Here is a 17,415-nt window from a genome sequence, read left to right on the forward strand (position 1 = left end):
GTGCGCTCAGAGGCGGGTCGGGGCGAAGAGCTTCAGGGCCGCTGGGAGGACGACGACGGAGGAGCCGGGGTGGCGAGGGACTACGCGAGGTCAGCCTGGGGGTGGCGGGGGACGACAGTGTGGCCGGGATACCGAAAGACTCGGCGAGAGCGGTGAAGTAGGGGCGGGCGAGCTCGGTGTGGGTGGTGACGCCGACCGCGTCGGTCATGTACTCGCGCAGAACCCCGTAGCCGCCGTCGTTGACCCACCGGTCCCCCGTACGGTCGAATCCCACATGCGTCCCACAAAACGCCTGATCACCTGTCAGCTAAGGGCTAAGTTGCAGGTCAAACGGGGTCTGAGCTATATGCAATGGGTGCCTTCTAAGCGCTTGGCCGCAGGTTCGAGTCCTGCCGGGGGCACACGTTTATGCAGGTCAGAGGCGGTTTTAAGCCCTCCGCAAGATCACTTGCGGAGGGCTTTTTCGTTGCCCAGGAGGGTGTTTTACCCCAATTTATTCCCTCGGTTCCCACCCTCCGTCCCACATACGTCCCCCAGATCAGGAGTCATCCCACGGTGCGGCACCATCGATGGGCAAGTATTGCCTGGTCAGGGCCATTCTGACGGCCCATCGGGGACGAACAGGACAGGCGCCAAAGCGGTGCCTGCCCTGTTCGTGACTGCTGACTCAATCTGCTCCATCTCGGCGCTAACCACACAACGTGACGCCGCCGCCGAACCCCGCAAATCGCGGAGCCAGCGGCTGTGCATCGGCCGCTCCCCCGGAGCAGCGCTTCGTCCGATAGCTCAAGGACCCGCCAGAGACGAGCCTCGCCCCTCGTCATCTCCCCCTTCGGGTTCCGTGGTCAGCCCCGCCGCGTCCATGAGGTCCGGGTCCGAATGGTTGTCCGTCGTGCTCGCCTGCTCCTGCTCCACAGTTGGCCCCGCCGTCGCTCCTGTTGAAGCCTCATCACTCTGTACGAGCATCGGGAGGACGTATGCCTGGGCCAGTCCGGCCAGGTGAAGCGGGAGCGGCAGGGACAGCGCCGCCGCATAGTCCGGTGCCTGGCGCAGTTGGTGTACGGCGAGGGCCAGAGCCTCGGCATCGTCCGGCTTCCCCAGGGCGAGGGCGCCCGGGTAGTCGTCCGCGTGACAGCCGAGCACCGCGATCTCGAGCAAGGTCGGGTTCCGGCACTGGTGCCCGCCTGCGAGGTGAGGTTGCCCGCAGCGTTGACCCTGGTGGCCAGGCGGTCGAGAGCGGGCGACACGGCGTGGGTACCGGGGCGTTCCGTTGTGCTGTAGAAGATCCGGTCCCCTGATGAGGCCCCGCCCTGCGACGGGATGGTCTGGGCCCAGAAGTCGGCCGGCTGGTCGTGCGGCTTACCGGGTTCCGCCAGGCCCCACCACTGCGCGGCCTCCCGCCCGCCGCATTCTCGGATGCGCACAAGGCGGAGTTCGTCGTCGAGCCGGCCTGCGGGGACGTGATCTCGCACGGCGCGACACCTGCCACAAGCCACGCTCCCACCGTGCGCACAACGGCATCGGCCTCGGCCGCTTCCGTCCCGTGCCCCTCGTACACGGGCCGCTCCCGTGGGCGGCGAGGCCCTGAAGTCGTACACTGTCATGTGGTCATAACCGGGGCCCTCGCCTGCCCTGTCCGCCAACAGTCGAGGAGCTCTGGCGCTCAGCTGTAGCCAGGTGCAGGCGAGGCCGCGGGGGAGTTCCGGCGAGCCACTCGGGCCCCGTAACCAGGACGATCCGGCTGCGGGTAAGTCTGACGGCGGCGGCCAGCTCGCCCCGCCTGCCCTCGGCCTCCTCGACGGCAACCGCCTGTCGCGCCGAGAAGAGGTCACGGTAGATGCCCACGGGCTCGAACCCTTCCGCGAGCAGCCACAGCGCCTCAAACTGCTCCTCCGGCATCAGCGACCCGAACGTCTCCAGCTGCACCTTGCCGATGCTGACGCAGGCCGCGCGGGGCGTTACGTCGCCGATGCCGAGGCAATGCGGCACGGTGTCCGACCACCCGGCAAACAAGAGCTTCGGCGCTACCTCAGCCTCCTGGGCGAAGAGCGAGGTGATCTGCCCATGACGACTAGATCGAGACAGCGGGTGGCCACGTTGGCGGAGTACAGCCGCTGGCTTGGCCCAGGAGTGCGCCTTGCCGCAGGAAACGACACGAACAAAGACGAACACGTCACTGCTTTCGTCGGGCGCGAGCAGCACGATGCGCCGCCCGCCGTCGACCGGGAGACGCGCATGAGCGGATCACGGAAGTCATTGACTGCGTTTACAGCTCAGAAGTAGACAAGCCATGGCACGCACCCCGCAGCACACCAGGTGTTGACAACCCATCGCGGGACCGGTACAAGTTTTTTTCTCGACGCATAACAGAGAGAGAAAAATACTCCGAGGAAAGGGGGAGCGGTGCCCGAGCACAGCATCACCGTTGACGCAGAAGTCTTCGCGCGCCTGCAGCGCGAGGCCAAGCCGCTGATCGACACACCAAACAGCGTGCTGCGACGCCTGCTTGCCCTGGACGAGGTGACGGTCCAGCCAGGCGCGCTCGCCAAGTTGATCACCTCAGGACTGCTGCGGCCGGGACAGCGGCTGACCTGGCGCCGCCGCAACCTCGGCCAGGAGCACCGCGCACACATCACCGCCGAGGGAAGCCTTCGTCTGGAGGACGGTCGGATCTGCACCTCGCCGTCCGGCGCGTGCGAGGCGGTGACCGGGGCAAAGGCCAACGGCTGGGATGCCTGGCACACCGACGACGGCACTTCCTTGAGCGCTCTTCGCGGCAGAGCCTGACCACTTCGACGGGGGAATCGACCACGTGGACTTCACTCAGCGCATGCTGGCGCAGCTCACCCTGCGCCAGCAGCTCACCGACATGCCGGGCGAGAGCTTCGAGCAGCTGATCCACAAGCTGCTGAGCCTGCGGCACCCCGACTTCGTGCCCGTACGCACACACGGAAATCTCGGCGACTTGGGCGCCGACGGGCTCCTCCTCTGGGACCGGGTGCTCTGGGCCTGCTACTCACCGCAGACCGACGACATCGCCCGGGTCAAGCGCAAGTTCGCCTCGGACCTGCAGAAGGCGCTCGTGAAACGGCCGGATGCCTTCGACATGTTCCGCTTCGCGGTCAACGATCTCAAGGGCGTGCACCCGGAGTTGAGCGTGATGATGTCCGAGGCTCAGGAGAAGCTACGCCCGCGCCGAGTGGAGCACTACGGCTGGCACCGCCTGTGGAACGACGTCATGCGACTGGACAGGATCGCCACGGAAGATCTCCTCGGCTGTGAGCTGCCGGTCCAGGACAAGACGTACGGCATCGGACTCACCGATCTCGAGACGCTGCTTGCCCGGCTCGGTGAGCAGCGGCGCACGTCGCAGCCGCTCGCGGCCCTCCCTGAAGTCAACAAGTACAAGATCGAGTGGAACGGTCTGTCCGGTGACGTCCGCGGCGCGCTGATCCAGGGAATCGGGCACAGCCATATCGTCGAGGGGTACTACGCCGGGCTCGGCGCACCGGACGAGGCGGACCGGGTCGCGCAGGGGTTCCGGGTGTACTACGACCAGGTCCGGGCCGACACCGACGACCAGGACAAGCTGTGGGCCGCACTGCAGGAGTACATCCTCGGAAACGCCGCGCCGAGTCTGAACTCGATGTACTGCGCCTGGATCGTCATCGCCCACTTCTTCCAGCGGTGCGACGTCTTCGACGTGCCACCCGACGGCTGGATTCCGGGCGCGGCGGACCGGAGCGCCGCGTGATCACGCCGACGAAGGGCATCTCCCCGGACCGCTCCCTGCTCTCCGTCGGTGCGCAGATCCTGCGGGTCCTCGACATGCCGATGACCGTTACCCAGACCTGGTCGAGATTCCGCGCCGAACGTGTCCGGCTCGGCCACCACTCTCCGGTCTCCTTCCATTGGTTCGTCCTCGGGCTCGATGTGCTGTACGCGCTCGGTGTGATCGAATTCCGCGTCGATCTGCTGACGAGAAGGCAAGCCGACTCGCCGACCAGAAGGAGGGACGATGCTGCGTCGTCTGAGCGCTGACGATCCTCGGTTCCGCCCCGTTGAGTTCCGGCGCGGCCTCAATCTTCTGGTCGCCGAGGCCCACCCCGGGGCGAGGAAGACGGACAGTCGCAACGGCACCGGCAAGTCCAGCCTGGTAGAGCTGCTGCACTTCACCCTGGGGGCTCAGGCCGGTAAAGGCAGCCTGCCCGGCCACACCCGGCTTCGGCGCACTCTCTTCACGCTGACCATGGACTGGCCCGGGCACGAGGAGCCGGTACAAGTGAGCAGGCGCGGTGCCCAGCAGGGCATCGTCCTGACCGACGCTCCAGACGGCACCGAGGGCGAGGCCGGAGGGCTCTTCGCGTTCAACCTCGCCCGTGAGATGCCTGTGACGGAGTGGAGAACACGGATCGAGACGAACCTCTTCCGGCTGCCCGCCGACCACCCCGGCATCTCGGGGCGCGCCCTGCTGTCGCTTCTCGTACGCCGCGTCGGATCACACGCCTTCAACGACCCGGTGCGGACCTATCCGCAGCAGCCGACGGCCGAGGCTGCGGCCAACCTCGCCTATCTCCTCGGCCTGGACTGGCGACTCGCCGCCGGCTACCGCGACATCGCCGCACGGGAAGCGACCCGACGGCAGCTGCGGTCAGCGATGAACGATCCGTCCTGGCACCAGGTCGTCGGTACGACGGCGGACCTGCGCGGACGGATCATCGTCGCGGAGGGCGACGTGAACCGGCTCCGCGAGCAGATCGCCTCCTTCCACGTTGTGCCCGCGTACGCAGAACTCCAGGCGCGAGCCGACGGGTTGGACAAGAGAGTCCGCTCGCTCCCGGAGCAGGACGTGATCGACCGTCGAAACCTGGCGGAACTACGGCGGGCGGTGGAGGAGGCAAACGAACCAGACACGGCGTACGTGGACGCCATGTACCGGGAACTAGGCATTGTTCTGCCCGACCGGGTACACCGCTCCTTCGAGGACGTACGCGGCTTCCACGCGTCCATCGTCCGCAACCGCCGCCGCTACCTCGCCGACGAGATCGAGGAGACGCAGGCCAGACTCACGGCGCGCGAACACGAGCGCGCCCGTCTCGGTGAGGAGCTCACCGAGACACTGAGCGCACTGCGCGACGGAGGCGCCCTCGACGGCCTCACAGCGCTCCAGCAGTTGCTCGCCCAGAAGCAGGCGGCACTCGAAGCGCTCCGCAAACAGCATGAGACGGCGCAGTTCATGGAGGCCAGCCAGCGGGAGATCACGGCGCAGCGCGCCGAGCTCCAGGAGGAACTGGAGCTCGACCTGGAGGAGCGCAGCGAGCAGACCCGGGAGGCCACCTGGCTCTTCGCCCGCTTCGCTCGCCGCCTCTACGGGCAGGACCGGCAGGCATACCTCACCATCAGGGCCGGCACCAGCAGCTTGGAAATCTCGGCACATGTCGACAGTCAAGGCAGCGTCGGCATTAACAAGATGGTGATCTTCTGCCTTGATCTCACGGCCGCGGTGATCGCCCTCCGTCACGACCGTGGGCCCGGCTTCCTGGTCCACGACAGCCATCTCTTCGACGGGGTGGACGACCGCCAGGTGACTGAGGCGTTGACGCTGGCGTCCGAGGTCGCCGAGGAGGAAGGTCTCCAGTACATCGTGACGTTCAACTCGGACAAGCTGGAACGCGCCCGCCTGGACGGCTTCGACCCCTCCCCCTACCTCATCGAGCCCCGCCTGACCGACGCCTACGACGAAGGCGGACTGTTCGGGTTCCGCTTCTGACACGACTCTCGCACCTCACTGGCGGCACATGGCCCACACCATCTTGTCTCCGGGGTGGTGCGGGCGCACGCCCCAGTCGTCAGCGAGCGCCTCGACAAGGCGCAATCCATGCCCCGACTCGCCGGTACTGCCGAGGTGTCGTGGCGTCGGCCACCTGTCGCCGCAGGCGTCAGTGACCTCGATCCGCAGTTCACTCCCGTCCAGGCGGACGTCGAGGCGGGCCTCACGACCGCGCACCCGGCCATGCATGCGGCATTCGCGGTCGGCTCGGCGATGAGGAGGGTGACAGTGGTGATGAGGCCGCCGTCTCGAGGACCGTCCGGAGACCGGTGCACAGCGAGCCCGCCCCCGGCGACACGGCAAACGCGCGGGCGCCGCGACGTGTAGCGGCGCAGAGAGCCGTGAAGCTCAAGAGGTCGGCTTGTGCGCCTGAATGAGGGGGCCACGGCCCCCGCTTCCTGGTTCACATCACCGAGAGTGACGTGCCCGATCTTCCGCGGGGAGCGCCCGACGCCGCACAGAGCGTGACCGTCCGGCGGTGCGGGCAGGCTGTCCGGGTGGGCGGCCTGGCTTGTACGGGCGTTGTCCGGCCGTGACGTACGCGAGCGGCGCTCGGTGGGCAGGAGATCCACGGAGGGCACGGCTGGGCTGCGCCCCCTCTGCGTGACCTGCGTCCCGAGACCCCCTCGGACCTGGAAACCCTCGTGCTCGAACTCCTCTCAAAGGCACCGAACGATCGCCCGGCCCACGCCGGCGAGGTCTGGCGGCGGCTCGCCGCCTGGCTCCCCGAACGCGGCGACCCGGCAGCTGCACTCACCCCCTGGGTCGAGGTCGACCCACCGCGCCCCTTCCGGCACCCGATGGGGCCGGATGCACGCCCGGTCCGCTCATGGGCAAGACCTTCACGACCGGGACGGCCGGGCCGATACCTGCACCCACCAGCTGCGCTGCGAAAGAGCGGGAGGCTGCACGTCACGGCCAAAAAGCCCACACCAGCGACGGAGCTGCCGGCAAGGGCAAGGAATCACCTCAGCGACAGGTTGACTCCGTGACAGAATTATCATGTCATGGAGTCATGCTGTACAAAACACCTTCCCTGGACGCCGCCGACCGCCGCGCCCTCGACGAGATCGAGAGCATGCGCCGCTCTCTGCGCCACATGCTCCGGGCCACTCCGCGCTGGACCCGCCAGCTGCGCCGCAACCTCACCGCCCGGGCGATCGCCGGATCGAACACCATCGAGGGGTACGCGGCGACGGTCGACGACGTGGAAGCCCTCATGTCGGGTGAGGAACCCCTGGAGACCGGAGAAAAGACGCGAGCCGAGTTGGAGGGCTACCAGCGCGGCATGACCTACATCCAGGCCCTCGCCGACGCCGGAGACGGCTTCCGGTACGACGCCGGCCTGCTCAACGGGCTGCACTTCATGCTCCAGGGCCACCACCTCGACAAGCGCCCCGGCCGCTGGCGCGACGGACCCGTCTACGTCACTAGCCCCGACGACCCCTTGGTCCCCGCCTACACCGCACCGGACCAGGCGGACGTCGCCGCCCTCATGTCGGAGTTCATCGACTGGCTCAACGAGGGCGATCTCGACGCACCCGTCCACGTCCGCGCCTCCATGGCGCACCTCAACCTCGTCAAGGTCCATCCGTGGAAGGACGGCAACGGACGCATGTCCCGCGCCCTGTCCACGCTCGTGTTCTCCCGCGAGGCTCTAATGCCCCCCGAATTCTCCTCCATCGAGGAATGGCTCGGCCGGGGACAGAACACCTACGCCTACTACCAGATCCTCGAGGATGTGGGCGGCCCGCACTGGAGCCCCGAGCGGGATACCCGCCCCTGGATCCGGTTCTGCCTGACCGCCCATCACCGACAGGCCCAGCAGGCCCAGCGCCGCTTCGACGTCATGTCGCGGGCCTGGACCCGTCTGGTCGAAGGCGTCGAGGCCACCGGTCTGGACGAGCGGGTGGTCTATGCCCTGCTGCCCGCCTTCTCCGACGCGAAGGTGCGCCGCACCGTCTACCAGCAGGACGCCGACCTCAGCGACCAGCAAGCCATCCGCGACATCCGGGAGCTCGTGGCCCGCGGCTGGCTCGTCGCCCACGGCAAGGCCCGCGCCCGCTACTACGCCCCCGGGCCCCTCATGGACCCAGTCCGGGACGAGGTCCGCCAGTCCATGGAGCCGTACACGGACCCCTACCGACGGGAGCGGTGACCCTCACCGGCGATCACGCAATCAGGGTGGCCGAGGCGTCCGGCATCTCGTCGAGTCGCTGCCGCAGATCTTGCTCTTGACCACTGATGCACTGCGCGTACGTGGCGAACAGCATGGCAACGCTGGTGCCGGCCCACTCGGCCACCTGAGCAGGCGGGATGCCGTTGTTCAGCCACATCGTCAGCCTGGTGTGCCGAAGGTCGTACACGCGTTGTCCTGTCGGTGACGCGTATACGTGGGGTGGCAGGGTTGCCCTGCGGGCGTGGTCCCACGTACGGCGGTAGACGGAACCGGCGAGGACTCCGCCGCGTTCCCCGGGAACGAGTCGATCGTCGGGGAGCAGGCTCGCCTCCTGGATACGCGCCCTCAAGAGGGTGGACAAGGTCGGAGGGCACGGCACTATGCGCGTTTCACCCTCTGCTCTGGCATTCAGACGTCGCTGATCGTGCCGGGTTCCACTGTCGGTCCACGTGCGCCCGATCTCGGGCTCGGCGGTGTGGACCACGATGTCGGCTCACTGTCCTACCCCCGAGGTAGGCAGGACAAGGTCTGAGACATGCAGCGCGACAGCTTCTTCCGGACGTAGCCCCGTGAAGTACAACGTGGCGAAGAATGCTTGCAGCCTTTGCCCGCTGCGCGGCCGACCGCGGATCCAGTCGAGCGACTGTGCCGCCTGCCGCTCGTTCAGCAGCCGGCGCCGGTCGATCGCACCGGCAGACTGCGGTGTGAGATTCCGCCCCTCAGGAACCGGATCGGACCGCAGAATGCCGCGGACGATCGCATACCTCATCAGCAGATGCAGGACCCGTCGATGCCGCTTCACAGACGAAGCGGCCGCCCGTCTCCCGTCCAGCAGCGTTCCCAGTACCAGCAGAACGTCCTGGACGATGAGCGGATCGGTCCAGGCGTCCATGGTCGGAGTATGCCGCCGCACCCAGCCGAGTACCGCGACCACGTCATCCGGGTCATCGTCGCGGCGGTTGGTGTTGAAAGCCCAATCGCTCAGGGCCGTACGGACCCGGCGGGAAGGGACGCCCGGCGGATCCCGGTCCATCAGCGCAGTGGTGACGATCATCAACGTGCGAGCCGTGCTTCCGGTGATTCGCCGACACACGCGGCCACTAGGCGTCCGTGAACTGGACGGCGAAGTCGTACCACCCGACCGAGGAAGTTCTCGGCTCATGCCGGTCCGGCAAGCCGGTCGACATGTTGAACGGCTCTCCGGCGTGCGTCGCGGTCACCAGCTCCGCTCGGAAACCGTCGGCCAGCGCGAACGTCTGGAACGTCTTGCGATGGCGCTTTCCACCGACGGACCAGCGGACCCCGTAGGACTCGCGCAGCTTCCCGGAGCCCCGCTCGATCTGCCAGACCCTTACGTCAAAGGTGGTATCCATGGTCGGCACCTCGATCAGGTCTCGCCCGTGGCGCCCCTCGTCAAGGAAACGGGTCCCCGAATCGCTACGGACTCTTCCTCCATGATCCCACCACCAGTCAGCGAGCAAGATCGTCCAACATGCGCCCCCCAAAACAGCTGACGATGCATCACTGGCCTATAAAGTGCCAGGTCAGGACGGTAGAGATACGTTAGAATAAGTGCCTTCTCAGCGCTTGGCCGCAGGTTCGAGTCCTGCCGGGGGCACACCGACCGCACGACCGTGAGGCCCTCCGCACCGGAGGGCCTCTTCGCCGGTCCGAGCAGGTTGGCGCCCCGGTGACCCACGACGCCCGGTTCGACCACGACTTCCCGGCCCGTGCATCCGTGCGGGCCCGCCTCTGCCTGCCGGTCTCCCAGCGGCTGCGCCCCCTCGTCCTCGACCGGTAGCACAGCCTTTCTCCAGCGGCAGTAGCGGCAGCGGCAGCGGAACGGGCGGCAGGACGGGCGGCGGGACGGGCCGGTGCGGGAACGCCCGTGCCCCCCACAGCCGGCACTCCGGCCCCATCCACCCCCCGCGCCCCGCTAAGCGGAATCCCGGGCGCAAGAGTGGTGGGCCGACGAAACGTTCGGGCCGAAACGACGTTCAGGGCGGCGCAAGAACGGGCAAATCGTTCCTGTACGGCCCGCATACGGAATCCTTCCGCCGGGCACTCTCCCACCTTCCCGCAGACCCGTTCGGGCGCGCGCAGCTTTGGCGTGCCGTCCGTCGGCCGAACCTGCCCTCCACCGGCCGAACACCCCCGCGAACCGCCGCACCACTTGGAAGGGAGCGCCACGATGGCGACGCCGCTGTCCGCCGACAAGCTGCTCAAAGCCCTCCGCGACGAAGGCCTGACCGTCGTCCAACACCGGAGCTGGCGTACGAACAACCGGAATCACAAGGGGCCTTGGGGCCCGACGCACGGCGTCATGATCCATCACACCGTCACGTCGGGCACCGCGACCTCGGTCGAGCTCTGCTACAACGGCCACTCCGCCCTCCCCGGCCCCCTCTGTCACGGCGTGATCGCCAAGGACGGGACCGTGTACCTCGTGGGGAACGGGCGCGCCAACCACGCCGGGCTCGGCGACGACGACGTGCTGCGTGCCGTGGTCGCGGAGAAGGCCCTGCCCCCGGACAACGAGGCCAACACCGACGGCAACCGGTACTTCTACGGCTTCGAGTGCGTCAACCTCGGTGACGGGAAGGACCCGTGGCCGGCGGCCCAGCTGCTGGCGATCGAGCGCGCCGCCGCGGCCGTCTGCCGGGCGCACGGCTGGTCGCAGCGGTCGGTGATCGGGCACCTGGAGTGGCAGCCGGGCAAGATCGATCCGCGCGGCTTCACCATGAACTCGATGCGCACCAGGATCGGCAAGCGGCTGGACGGCGCGCCGGACGGGCCCGCCGAGCCACCGCCGAAACCGACGTACGAGCCGTTCCCGGGGGCGTCGTTCTTCACGGTCGGCCGCAACAGCCCGATCGTCGCGGCGATGGGCAGGCGTCTGGTGGCCGAGGGGTGCGGCCGGTACACGGTGGGCCCCGGCCCGGCCTGGTCCACCGCCGACCGGAACTCCTACGCCGCCTGGCAGCGCAAGCTGGGCTACACGGGCACCGACGCGGACGGCATCCCGGGGAAGGCCACCTGGGACCGGCTCAAGGTCCCCAACGTGTGAGTCGCCCGGCCGATGGACCCGGGCCCGGTGTCGAACTGCCGCCTGCCGGGCGGCGCCCGGCCCTACAGCGCGATGGCCAGCAGGACGGACGCCCCCAGCACGAACGCGGTGCGGATCCGGTGGAAGGTGTTCCAGCGGGGTTCGAAGGCCTTGCGGGCGGCGCTGTCGTCGCCGCCCTCCGACGTCGCCAGGGCGTTGTTGAGCGGGATGTTCCCGGCGATCGTGACCAGGTGCCCGGCGACCACGCAGACGAGTGCTCCCACGAGCGCGGGGCCTTCCACGGCGTCGTGCTCGCCGAGCCCGGTGAAGAGCGCGGCGGCGGGCAGGGCGACCACGCCGAGGAAGAGGACGAGGAAGAGGGGCCGGGGGACCTTCTCGTTGAAGCGGCGCATCGCCGCCGTGAACTGCTCGTCCGTCAGCGCGGCGAGGCCGGGCATGATCGCGGTCAGGAACGCCAGCATGAAGCCCGCGTAGAGGCCGGTGACGATCACCGAGAGCACCAGGAACAGGGAGGTCATGGCCGACATCATGACGGGTGACAGCCGTTCGCACAGCTATATTCCGCATGACTGTGCGAACACGGTGCTCCGTCGCGCCGCCTGCCGGATCAGCCGATCTCCCCCTCGCCCGCCTCTCCCCCGCCCTCCGGCTCGGCCCCGTTCCTGAGCGCCTCCGCCTGCCCGATCGCCTTCGCCAGCTTCCGTACGGAACCGTCGTCGGTATCGCCCGCCAACTTCGCTGCCCGGGAAGCCAGTTCATCGAGCGTGGGCGTGCCGGGCAGGTCCCCGCCGCGCAAGGAGTCGGCGAAGTAGGCGGCGATGGCAGCCACTTGGAGCCGCTGCGGCGCGGAGCCCCACAGCTCGCCGTCGATCGTCCCGGTCCGCACCGAGCCGCTCTCCTCGTGCGCCTCGCGGGTCTTGGGGTCGAGCCAGCGCACGGTCGCCTCGGCCACCGGACCGGAGGCGCCCTCGCGCAGTCGTACGGCGTAGAGCGCGGTCACCGTGTGGCCGGGGCCGACCTCACCGCCGTCGACGCTGTCGTCGCGGAAGTCCTCGTCGGCGACCTCGCGGTTCTCGTAGCCGATCAGCCGGAACTGCTTCACGGTCCTGCGGTCGAAGGCCACCTGGGCCTTGGCGTCCCGGGCCCGGAGTTCGATGTGGGCGGGCAGTTGGTCGACGAAGACCTTGCGGGCCTGCTCCTCGTCACCGACGTACGTGGTGTGGCCGTCGCCCCGGTTGGTGAGCCGCTCCATGAACGCGTCGCCGTAGTCGCTGCCGACGCCGACCCCGAAGAGGGTGATGCCGTACTCGCGGCGGGCGGAGTCGATCCGCTCCAGGATGTTGTCGGCGTCGGTGTCGCCGGTGTTGGCGAGGGCGTCGGAGAGCAGCACCACCCGGTTGTTGACGCCCTTGCGGTGTCCCTCGACCGACTCCTCGTAGCCGCGCTCGATGCCCGCCTCCACGTTGGTGGACTGCGCCGGCTCCATCGCGTCCACCACGTCCCGGATCCTGTTCCGGTTGCCCTTGAGCCGGGTCATCGGCAGCCGGGTCTCGGCCGCGGCGCTGAAGGTGACCAGCGAGACGGAGTCGTCGTCGCGCAGCTCGTCGGTGAGGATGTCCAGGGACGTCTTGACCAGCCCCAGGCGGTCGGGGCCGGCCATGGAGCCGGAGATGTCGATGACGAACGTGAGGGCGGCGGGCGGCCGTTCGCTGCTCGGCGGAGCGGCCCCGGTGGCCAGGCCGACGCGCAGCAGCGACCAGTCGGAGGGCCCGGTTCCACCGCCCTCACCGTCGGTGCCGATGCGCGCTCCGTCGAGCGTGACGGAGAATCCGTTGCCCACGGGCCGCTCGTACCCCTGGCGGAAGCTGTTGACGAACTCCTCGGGCCGCACGTCCGTCGCGTCGGGAAGTCTGCCGTCGCCGAGGGCGCGGCGCGCGTAGCCGTAGCTCGCGGTGTCCACGTCCAGGGCGAAGGTGGAGAGGTAGTCGGGGGCCGCGGTGCCGGGCCGGGCCGTGTCCCCGCTCTCCTCGGTCTGCCGTCCCCGCTCCGCTGGAGCCGAGCCGGGCGCGGGCTGCGCGCCGCCGGTCGACCCCTGCGCCGGGCGGGTGCCGGCGCGCTTGTCGGTGGCGGTGCCGTCCGCCGGACCGGTGCCGCTGCACGCGGTGAGCAGCATCCCGGTGGCGAGCAGGAGCGCCACCGCCGGGGCGCGGCCCCCTGCCCGTGCCCCTGCCCGTGCCCCTGTTCGTCGGCCGGTGGTTCGCTGTCCGTTTCGCTGGTCCATCCGTAACCCCCCACGTCATCACGGTGTCTCCGACACCTGTGAATGTGACGTACGAGGGCGCCGACCGGAGTCGACGAAAGCGTTGCGGAACCATCTCGATGCGGCAACAGCGGTCCAGCAGGGCCCGCTTGTGGACGGCAAACCCGCGGAACATCAGGTTCAGGACACGATGTCCTTACGACTGAACCCGCGGAAGGCCAGAGCGAACAGGATCAGGGCGTACGTCACCGAGATCGCCGCCCCCTTGATCATGCCGCCCCACTCCAATTGGGGCTGGAGCGCGTCCGCCCACGCGAACTGCCAATGCGCGGGCAGGAAGTCGCGCCAGGAGCCGAGCGCGGTGACGGCGTCGAGCACGTTGCCGACGATGGTGAGGCCCACCGCGCCGCCGACCGCGCCGAGCGGGGCGTCCGTCTTCGTCGAGAGCCAGAACGCCAGTCCGGCGGTGACCAGTTGGGAGACGAAGATGAACGCGACGACGAGCGCGAGGCGGGGCAGGGTGTCCCCGGCCGCCAGCGCTCCCCCGGTGGGCAGTTTCAGCGGCCCCCATCCGTAGGCCGCCGTGCCCGCCGCCAGCGCGACGAGTGGCAGCAGCACCATCGCGGCGAGGCTGAAGCCGAGCGCGACGACGAGCTTGGACCACAGCAGCCGCACCCGCGGCACGGGGGCGGCGAGCAGATAGCGCAGCGAGGACCAGCTCGCCTCGGAGGCGACGGTGTCCCCGCAGAACAGCGCCACCGGCACCACCAGCAGGAACCCGGCCGAGACGAACAGCGAGGTGGCGGCGAAGTTCGCGGCGGACTCGGTCGCCACGTCCATCAGGTTGATCCGGCTGCCGCCCCGGCCTCCTCCGCCGCCGTCCTCGCCGTCCGGCGAGCCGCCGATGGCGAAGGCGATGATCAGGATGAAGGGGAGGGCGGCGAGGATCCCGCCCATGAGCAGGGTGCGGCGCCTGCGCAGCTGCCGCATCGCCTCGACGCGGAGGGGGAGGGTACGCCCGGCCCGGTAGCCGGCGGCCTCCGGGTGCTCGGCCGCCACGCGGTCCGCTGGGGGCTGGACGGGGGCGCTCATGCTGCTCCTCCGGAGATCAGGGTGAGGAAGGCGTCCTCCAGGCGGCGGTGCGGTCCGACGCCGGTGACCGGGACGTCGAGCCGGACGAGGTCGGCGACGAGGCGCGCGGTGGTGGCCCCATCGAGGCGGACGAGGAGCCCGCGGCCGTCGTCGGTGCGGACGGCGGAGCCGATGCCGGGCAGGGACGCGACCTTCTCCGCGAGCGGCTCGGACACCTCGTCGGCCGTGGTCACCAGGATCATGTCGCCGGATCCGGTGATCTCGGCGACCGGTCCGGCCTGCACGAGCCGGCCCCGGTCCATGACGACCAGGTGGGTGCAGGACTGTTCGACCTCGGAGAGGAGGTGGCTGGAGACGATGACGGTCCGGCCCCCGGCCGCGTAACGGATCATCACATCCCGCATCTCGCGGATCTGCGGCGGGTCGAGCCCGTTGGTAGGCTCGTCGAGGATCAGCAGGTCCGGCATGCCGAGCATGGCCTGCGCGATGGCGAGCCGCTGCCGCATGCCCTGGGAGTACGTCCGTACCGCACGGGCGAGCGCGTCGCCGAGCCCGGCGATCTCCAGCGCCTCGTCGATGTGGGCGTCCTCGGCGGGACGCCCGGTGGCCTGCCAGTACAGGTCCAGGTTGGCGCGCCCGGAGAGGTGCGGCAGGAAGCCCGCGCCCTCGACGAAGGCGCCGACGCGGGAGAGGACCGGGGCACCGGGGCGGATGGCCTGCCCGAAGACGCGGATCTCGCCCTCGTCGGGGGTGATGAGCCCCATGAGCATGCGCAGGGTGGTGGTCTTGCCGGCGCCGTTGGGGCCGAGCAGCCCGAGGACCTGCCCCTTCTCGACGCGGAAGGACAGCTCGCGCACGGCGTACCGGTCGACGTACTTCGCGTACTTCTTCGAGAGCCCGGTGATCTGGAGCGGTACGTCGGTGAGCGCGGGGTCCGGCGCGGGCGTGGCGGTACGGCGGCGGGCCGTGAGCAGCAGACCGGCCGCGATGACGAGGGCGGCGGCCGGGAGGCCCCAGGTCCACCACGGGAGGGTGGCCGCGGCGGTGGTGACGGCGGGTGCGGTGGGGACGGTCAGCGGTCCCTTGACGGTCACGGTGTACGCGGCGGGCTCGGCGGGGGACGCGTAGCCGAGGTCGGTCGCGGAGAGGACGAGCCGCATCCGGTGCCCGGCGTCGAACTCGTGGTCCACGGCGGGCAGCGCCAGCTCCACCGGCTTGCCCTGCTGGTCGGGGGTGATCCGGTAGGGGGCGACGAGCTGGGAGGGCAGCACCTGCTGCCTGCCGTCCGGCGACACGTCGTACACCTTGCCGAAGAGCACCGCGTCGCGGCCCTCGGTCGCCCTGACGTCCACGCGGACGGTGGGCGTTCCGGTGACGCGTACGGCGGTGGTCAGCGGGGCCGACTCGAAGCGGCCGAACTGCCCGGGGAAGTCGAGCGAGAGCCCGACGCCGAGGGAGGAGAGCTGGGAGAGCCCGCCGCCGACGCCCGGTACGGCGGAGATGGCGGGCGGGGCGGAGCCGGCGGGGTTGCGGAACGTCTCGGTGGAGCCGGTGTGTTTGGTGGCGGGGCCGGCTCCGGTTCCGTTGGCGGGGCCGACTCCGGTTCCGTTGGCGGTTCCGTTTTCGGTTCCGGTTCCGGTTCCGGTTCCGGTTCCGGTTCCGTTTTCGGCGGACGCGCCGCCTCCGCCTGTCGCCCGCAGCGGGATCTCCCGGCCGCCGCTGCGCAGCCCCGGGTAGGTGTCGCTGCTCGCGCCGCGCTTGAGGGCGGCGCCGTCGGTGGAGTCGACGCCTCCGGTACGGGTGACGCGGAAGGCGGGTCCGGTGTCGGTACCGGTCTCCTCCTTCAGGTAGCGGTCGAACCAGGAGCCGACGCGTCCTTCGACGCGCGCGGTCTCGTTGTCGCCGCCGTCGTGACCGCCGGAGATCCAGTCGACGGAGACGGGTGCGCCGTTGGCGCTGATCGCTTTCTGCATCGCGTCCGCGTGGCCGAGCGGGAAGAGGGAGTCGGACTGTCCCTGGAGGAGGAGGGAAGGCACCTTGATGCGGTCGGCCACGGCGGAGGGCGAGCGCTCGGTGAGCAGGGCACGGGCCTCGGCGTCGGGCTTGCCGCTGACGGCGACCCGCTCGTACATCTCGCAGAGCCGCTTCTCGAACTTCTCGCAGCCGCCGCCGGAGGTCACGAAGATCCCGGCCCAGAGCTTCTTGAAGACCCCGTCCGGGAAGAGGGCGTCGGCCAGGTTCCAGTACGTGATCACGGGCGCGATGGCGTCGACCCGCCGGTCGTGTCCGGCGGCGAGCAGGGAGACGGCCCCGCCGTAGGAGGCGCCGGTGAGGCCGACCCGGGGGTCGCCCTTCGCGTCCAGCTCGACCTCGGGGCGGGTCGCCAGCCAGTCGATGAGCCCGGAGACGTCCCTGACCTCGCCGTCGGGGTCGTTCAGCGAGATCGGCCCGCCGGACTTGCCGAACCCGCGTGCCGACCAGGTCAGCACCGCGTACCCGTCGGCGGCCAGCTTCTCGGCCTGGGCCCGTACGTCGTTCTTGCTGCCGCCGAAGCCGTGGCCGATGAGCACGGCCGGCCGCTTACCGGAACCTCCGGCGGTGAAGTACGAGGTGTCGATCGGCACCCCGGCCGGGCGCAGCGTCCGGTCCTCGCGCTGCACGGCGGGCGGGCCGTCGTCGGCGACAGCGGTCCAGGTGCCGCCGCCCACGAGCACGGCGAGCGCGGCGAGCGCCGCGGCCCACCGGCCAGGGGTACGGGGCAGCAATCGCCGCCGTCGAACAGTAGGGGTCTCCATCCCTCGACCCTAAACGGAGGACGCAACCGGTCGAAGTGCCGCCAGGGTGAGGTGGGCAGCCTCCCTGAGAGGTACGGTGCGCCCTCCCCGTACTCCGGATGCGGTACGGGCCTCATCCCGGCCGAAGGCCATTGCGGACATCGGCTGCTTATCGGGCGGGCGTGGCCGGGGGCTCAGTGTTCCGCCGGCGTG

14 protein-coding genes and 1 pseudogene are annotated in these 17,415 nt (G+C 69.6%); 6 read left to right on the forward strand and 9 right to left on the reverse strand.

The window, feature by feature from the left end; translation table 11 throughout:
- Positions 1-786: 786 nt before the first annotated feature.
- Together ACIQAK_RS04255 and ACIQAK_RS04260 are read right to left on the reverse strand one after the other, a co-directional pair.
- Positions 787-1,604 (reverse strand): annotated as a pseudogene (locus ACIQAK_RS04255) (RNaseH domain-containing protein).
- Between the two features lie 4 nt (positions 1,605-1,608).
- Positions 1,609-2,202 carry a hypothetical protein gene (locus ACIQAK_RS04260; protein WP_366387859.1) on the reverse strand — a complete coding sequence of 198 codons (594 nt, stop codon included), beginning with the start codon at positions 2,200-2,202 and terminating at the stop codon, positions 1,609-1,611.
- A 201-nt stretch (positions 2,203-2,403) separates the two neighbouring features.
- Between ACIQAK_RS04260 and ACIQAK_RS04265 the strand changes: the two genes are divergently transcribed.
- The 5 genes from ACIQAK_RS04265 to ACIQAK_RS04285 all read left to right on the forward strand — a co-directional run bounded on the left by ACIQAK_RS04265 (position 2,404) and on the right by ACIQAK_RS04285 (position 7,988).
- On the forward strand, positions 2,404-2,787 hold the full coding sequence (locus ACIQAK_RS04265; RefSeq protein ID WP_366387858.1) for a DUF4357 domain-containing protein: 384 nt from the start codon (positions 2,404-2,406) through the stop codon (positions 2,785-2,787).
- Positions 2,788-2,812: 25 nt separating this feature from the next.
- Entirely contained in the window at positions 2,813-3,754 is a 942-nt protein-coding gene (locus ACIQAK_RS04270; protein WP_366387857.1) for an ABC-three component system protein, read from the forward strand.
- Complete coding sequence (locus ACIQAK_RS04275; protein WP_366387856.1) at positions 3,751-4,041, forward strand: ABC-three component system middle component 6; 291 nt, start codon at positions 3,751-3,753, stop codon at positions 4,039-4,041. The genes ACIQAK_RS04270 and ACIQAK_RS04275 overlap by 4 nt, the downstream gene beginning before the upstream one ends.
- A complete protein-coding gene (locus ACIQAK_RS04280) occupies positions 4,019-5,770 on the forward strand; it encodes an ABC-three component system protein (RefSeq protein ID WP_366387855.1) in 1,752 nt (583 codons plus the stop codon). The genes ACIQAK_RS04275 and ACIQAK_RS04280 overlap by 23 nt, the downstream gene beginning before the upstream one ends.
- Before the next feature lie 1,075 nt (positions 5,771-6,845).
- Entirely contained in the window at positions 6,846-7,988 is a 1,143-nt protein-coding gene (locus ACIQAK_RS04285; protein WP_366387854.1) for a Fic family protein, read from the forward strand.
- Positions 7,989-8,001: 13 nt separating this feature from the next.
- Here the strand turns inward: ACIQAK_RS04285 and ACIQAK_RS04290 are convergent, their stop codons facing one another.
- The 3 genes from ACIQAK_RS04290 to ACIQAK_RS04300 form a co-directional block, all read right to left on the reverse strand.
- Positions 8,002-8,196, reverse strand: coding sequence for a hypothetical protein (locus ACIQAK_RS04290; RefSeq protein ID WP_366387853.1), 195 nt, complete (start codon positions 8,194-8,196; stop codon positions 8,002-8,004).
- A gap of 306 nt (positions 8,197-8,502) precedes the next feature.
- Positions 8,503-9,063 carry a hypothetical protein gene (locus ACIQAK_RS04295; protein WP_366387852.1) on the reverse strand — a complete coding sequence of 187 codons (561 nt, stop codon included), beginning with the start codon at positions 9,061-9,063 and terminating at the stop codon, positions 8,503-8,505.
- A gap of 46 nt (positions 9,064-9,109) precedes the next feature.
- A complete protein-coding gene (locus ACIQAK_RS04300; protein WP_366387851.1) occupies positions 9,110-9,382 on the reverse strand; it encodes a hypothetical protein in 273 nt (90 codons plus the stop codon).
- Between the two features lie 818 nt (positions 9,383-10,200).
- On the opposite strand from ACIQAK_RS04300, the gene ACIQAK_RS04305 reads away from it, so the two are divergent.
- Positions 10,201-11,076 carry a peptidoglycan-binding protein gene (locus tag ACIQAK_RS04305; RefSeq protein WP_366387850.1) on the forward strand — a complete coding sequence of 292 codons (876 nt, stop codon included), beginning with the start codon at positions 10,201-10,203 and terminating at the stop codon, positions 11,074-11,076.
- Positions 11,077-11,138: 62 nt separating this feature from the next.
- Here the strand turns inward: ACIQAK_RS04305 and ACIQAK_RS04310 are convergent, their stop codons facing one another.
- The 4 genes from ACIQAK_RS04310 to ACIQAK_RS04325 all read right to left on the reverse strand — a co-directional run bounded on the left by ACIQAK_RS04310 (position 11,139) and on the right by ACIQAK_RS04325 (position 17,223).
- Entirely contained in the window at positions 11,139-11,606 is a 468-nt protein-coding gene (locus ACIQAK_RS04310; protein WP_366387849.1) for an anthrone oxygenase family protein, read from the reverse strand.
- A gap of 77 nt (positions 11,607-11,683) precedes the next feature.
- Positions 11,684-13,249, reverse strand: a complete 1,566-nt coding sequence (locus ACIQAK_RS04315) for a von Willebrand factor type A domain-containing protein (RefSeq protein WP_366388582.1) — start codon at positions 13,247-13,249, stop codon at positions 11,684-11,686.
- 267 nt (positions 13,250-13,516) lie between these two features.
- Positions 13,517-14,428, reverse strand: a complete 912-nt coding sequence (locus ACIQAK_RS04320; protein ID WP_366387848.1) for an ABC transporter permease — start codon at positions 14,426-14,428, stop codon at positions 13,517-13,519.
- Positions 14,425-17,223 (reverse strand): alpha/beta fold hydrolase, encoded by a 2,799-nt coding sequence (locus ACIQAK_RS04325; protein ID WP_366387847.1) that lies wholly within the window; start codon positions 17,221-17,223, stop codon positions 14,425-14,427. Before ACIQAK_RS04325 ends, ACIQAK_RS04320 begins: the two co-directional genes overlap by 4 nt.
- Positions 17,224-17,415 lie beyond the last annotated feature (192 nt).

Origin of the sequence: Streptomyces sp. NPDC088706, assembly GCF_044752765.1 — a bacterium.
Taxonomy (GTDB): domain Bacteria; phylum Actinomycetota; class Actinomycetes; order Streptomycetales; family Streptomycetaceae; genus Streptomyces.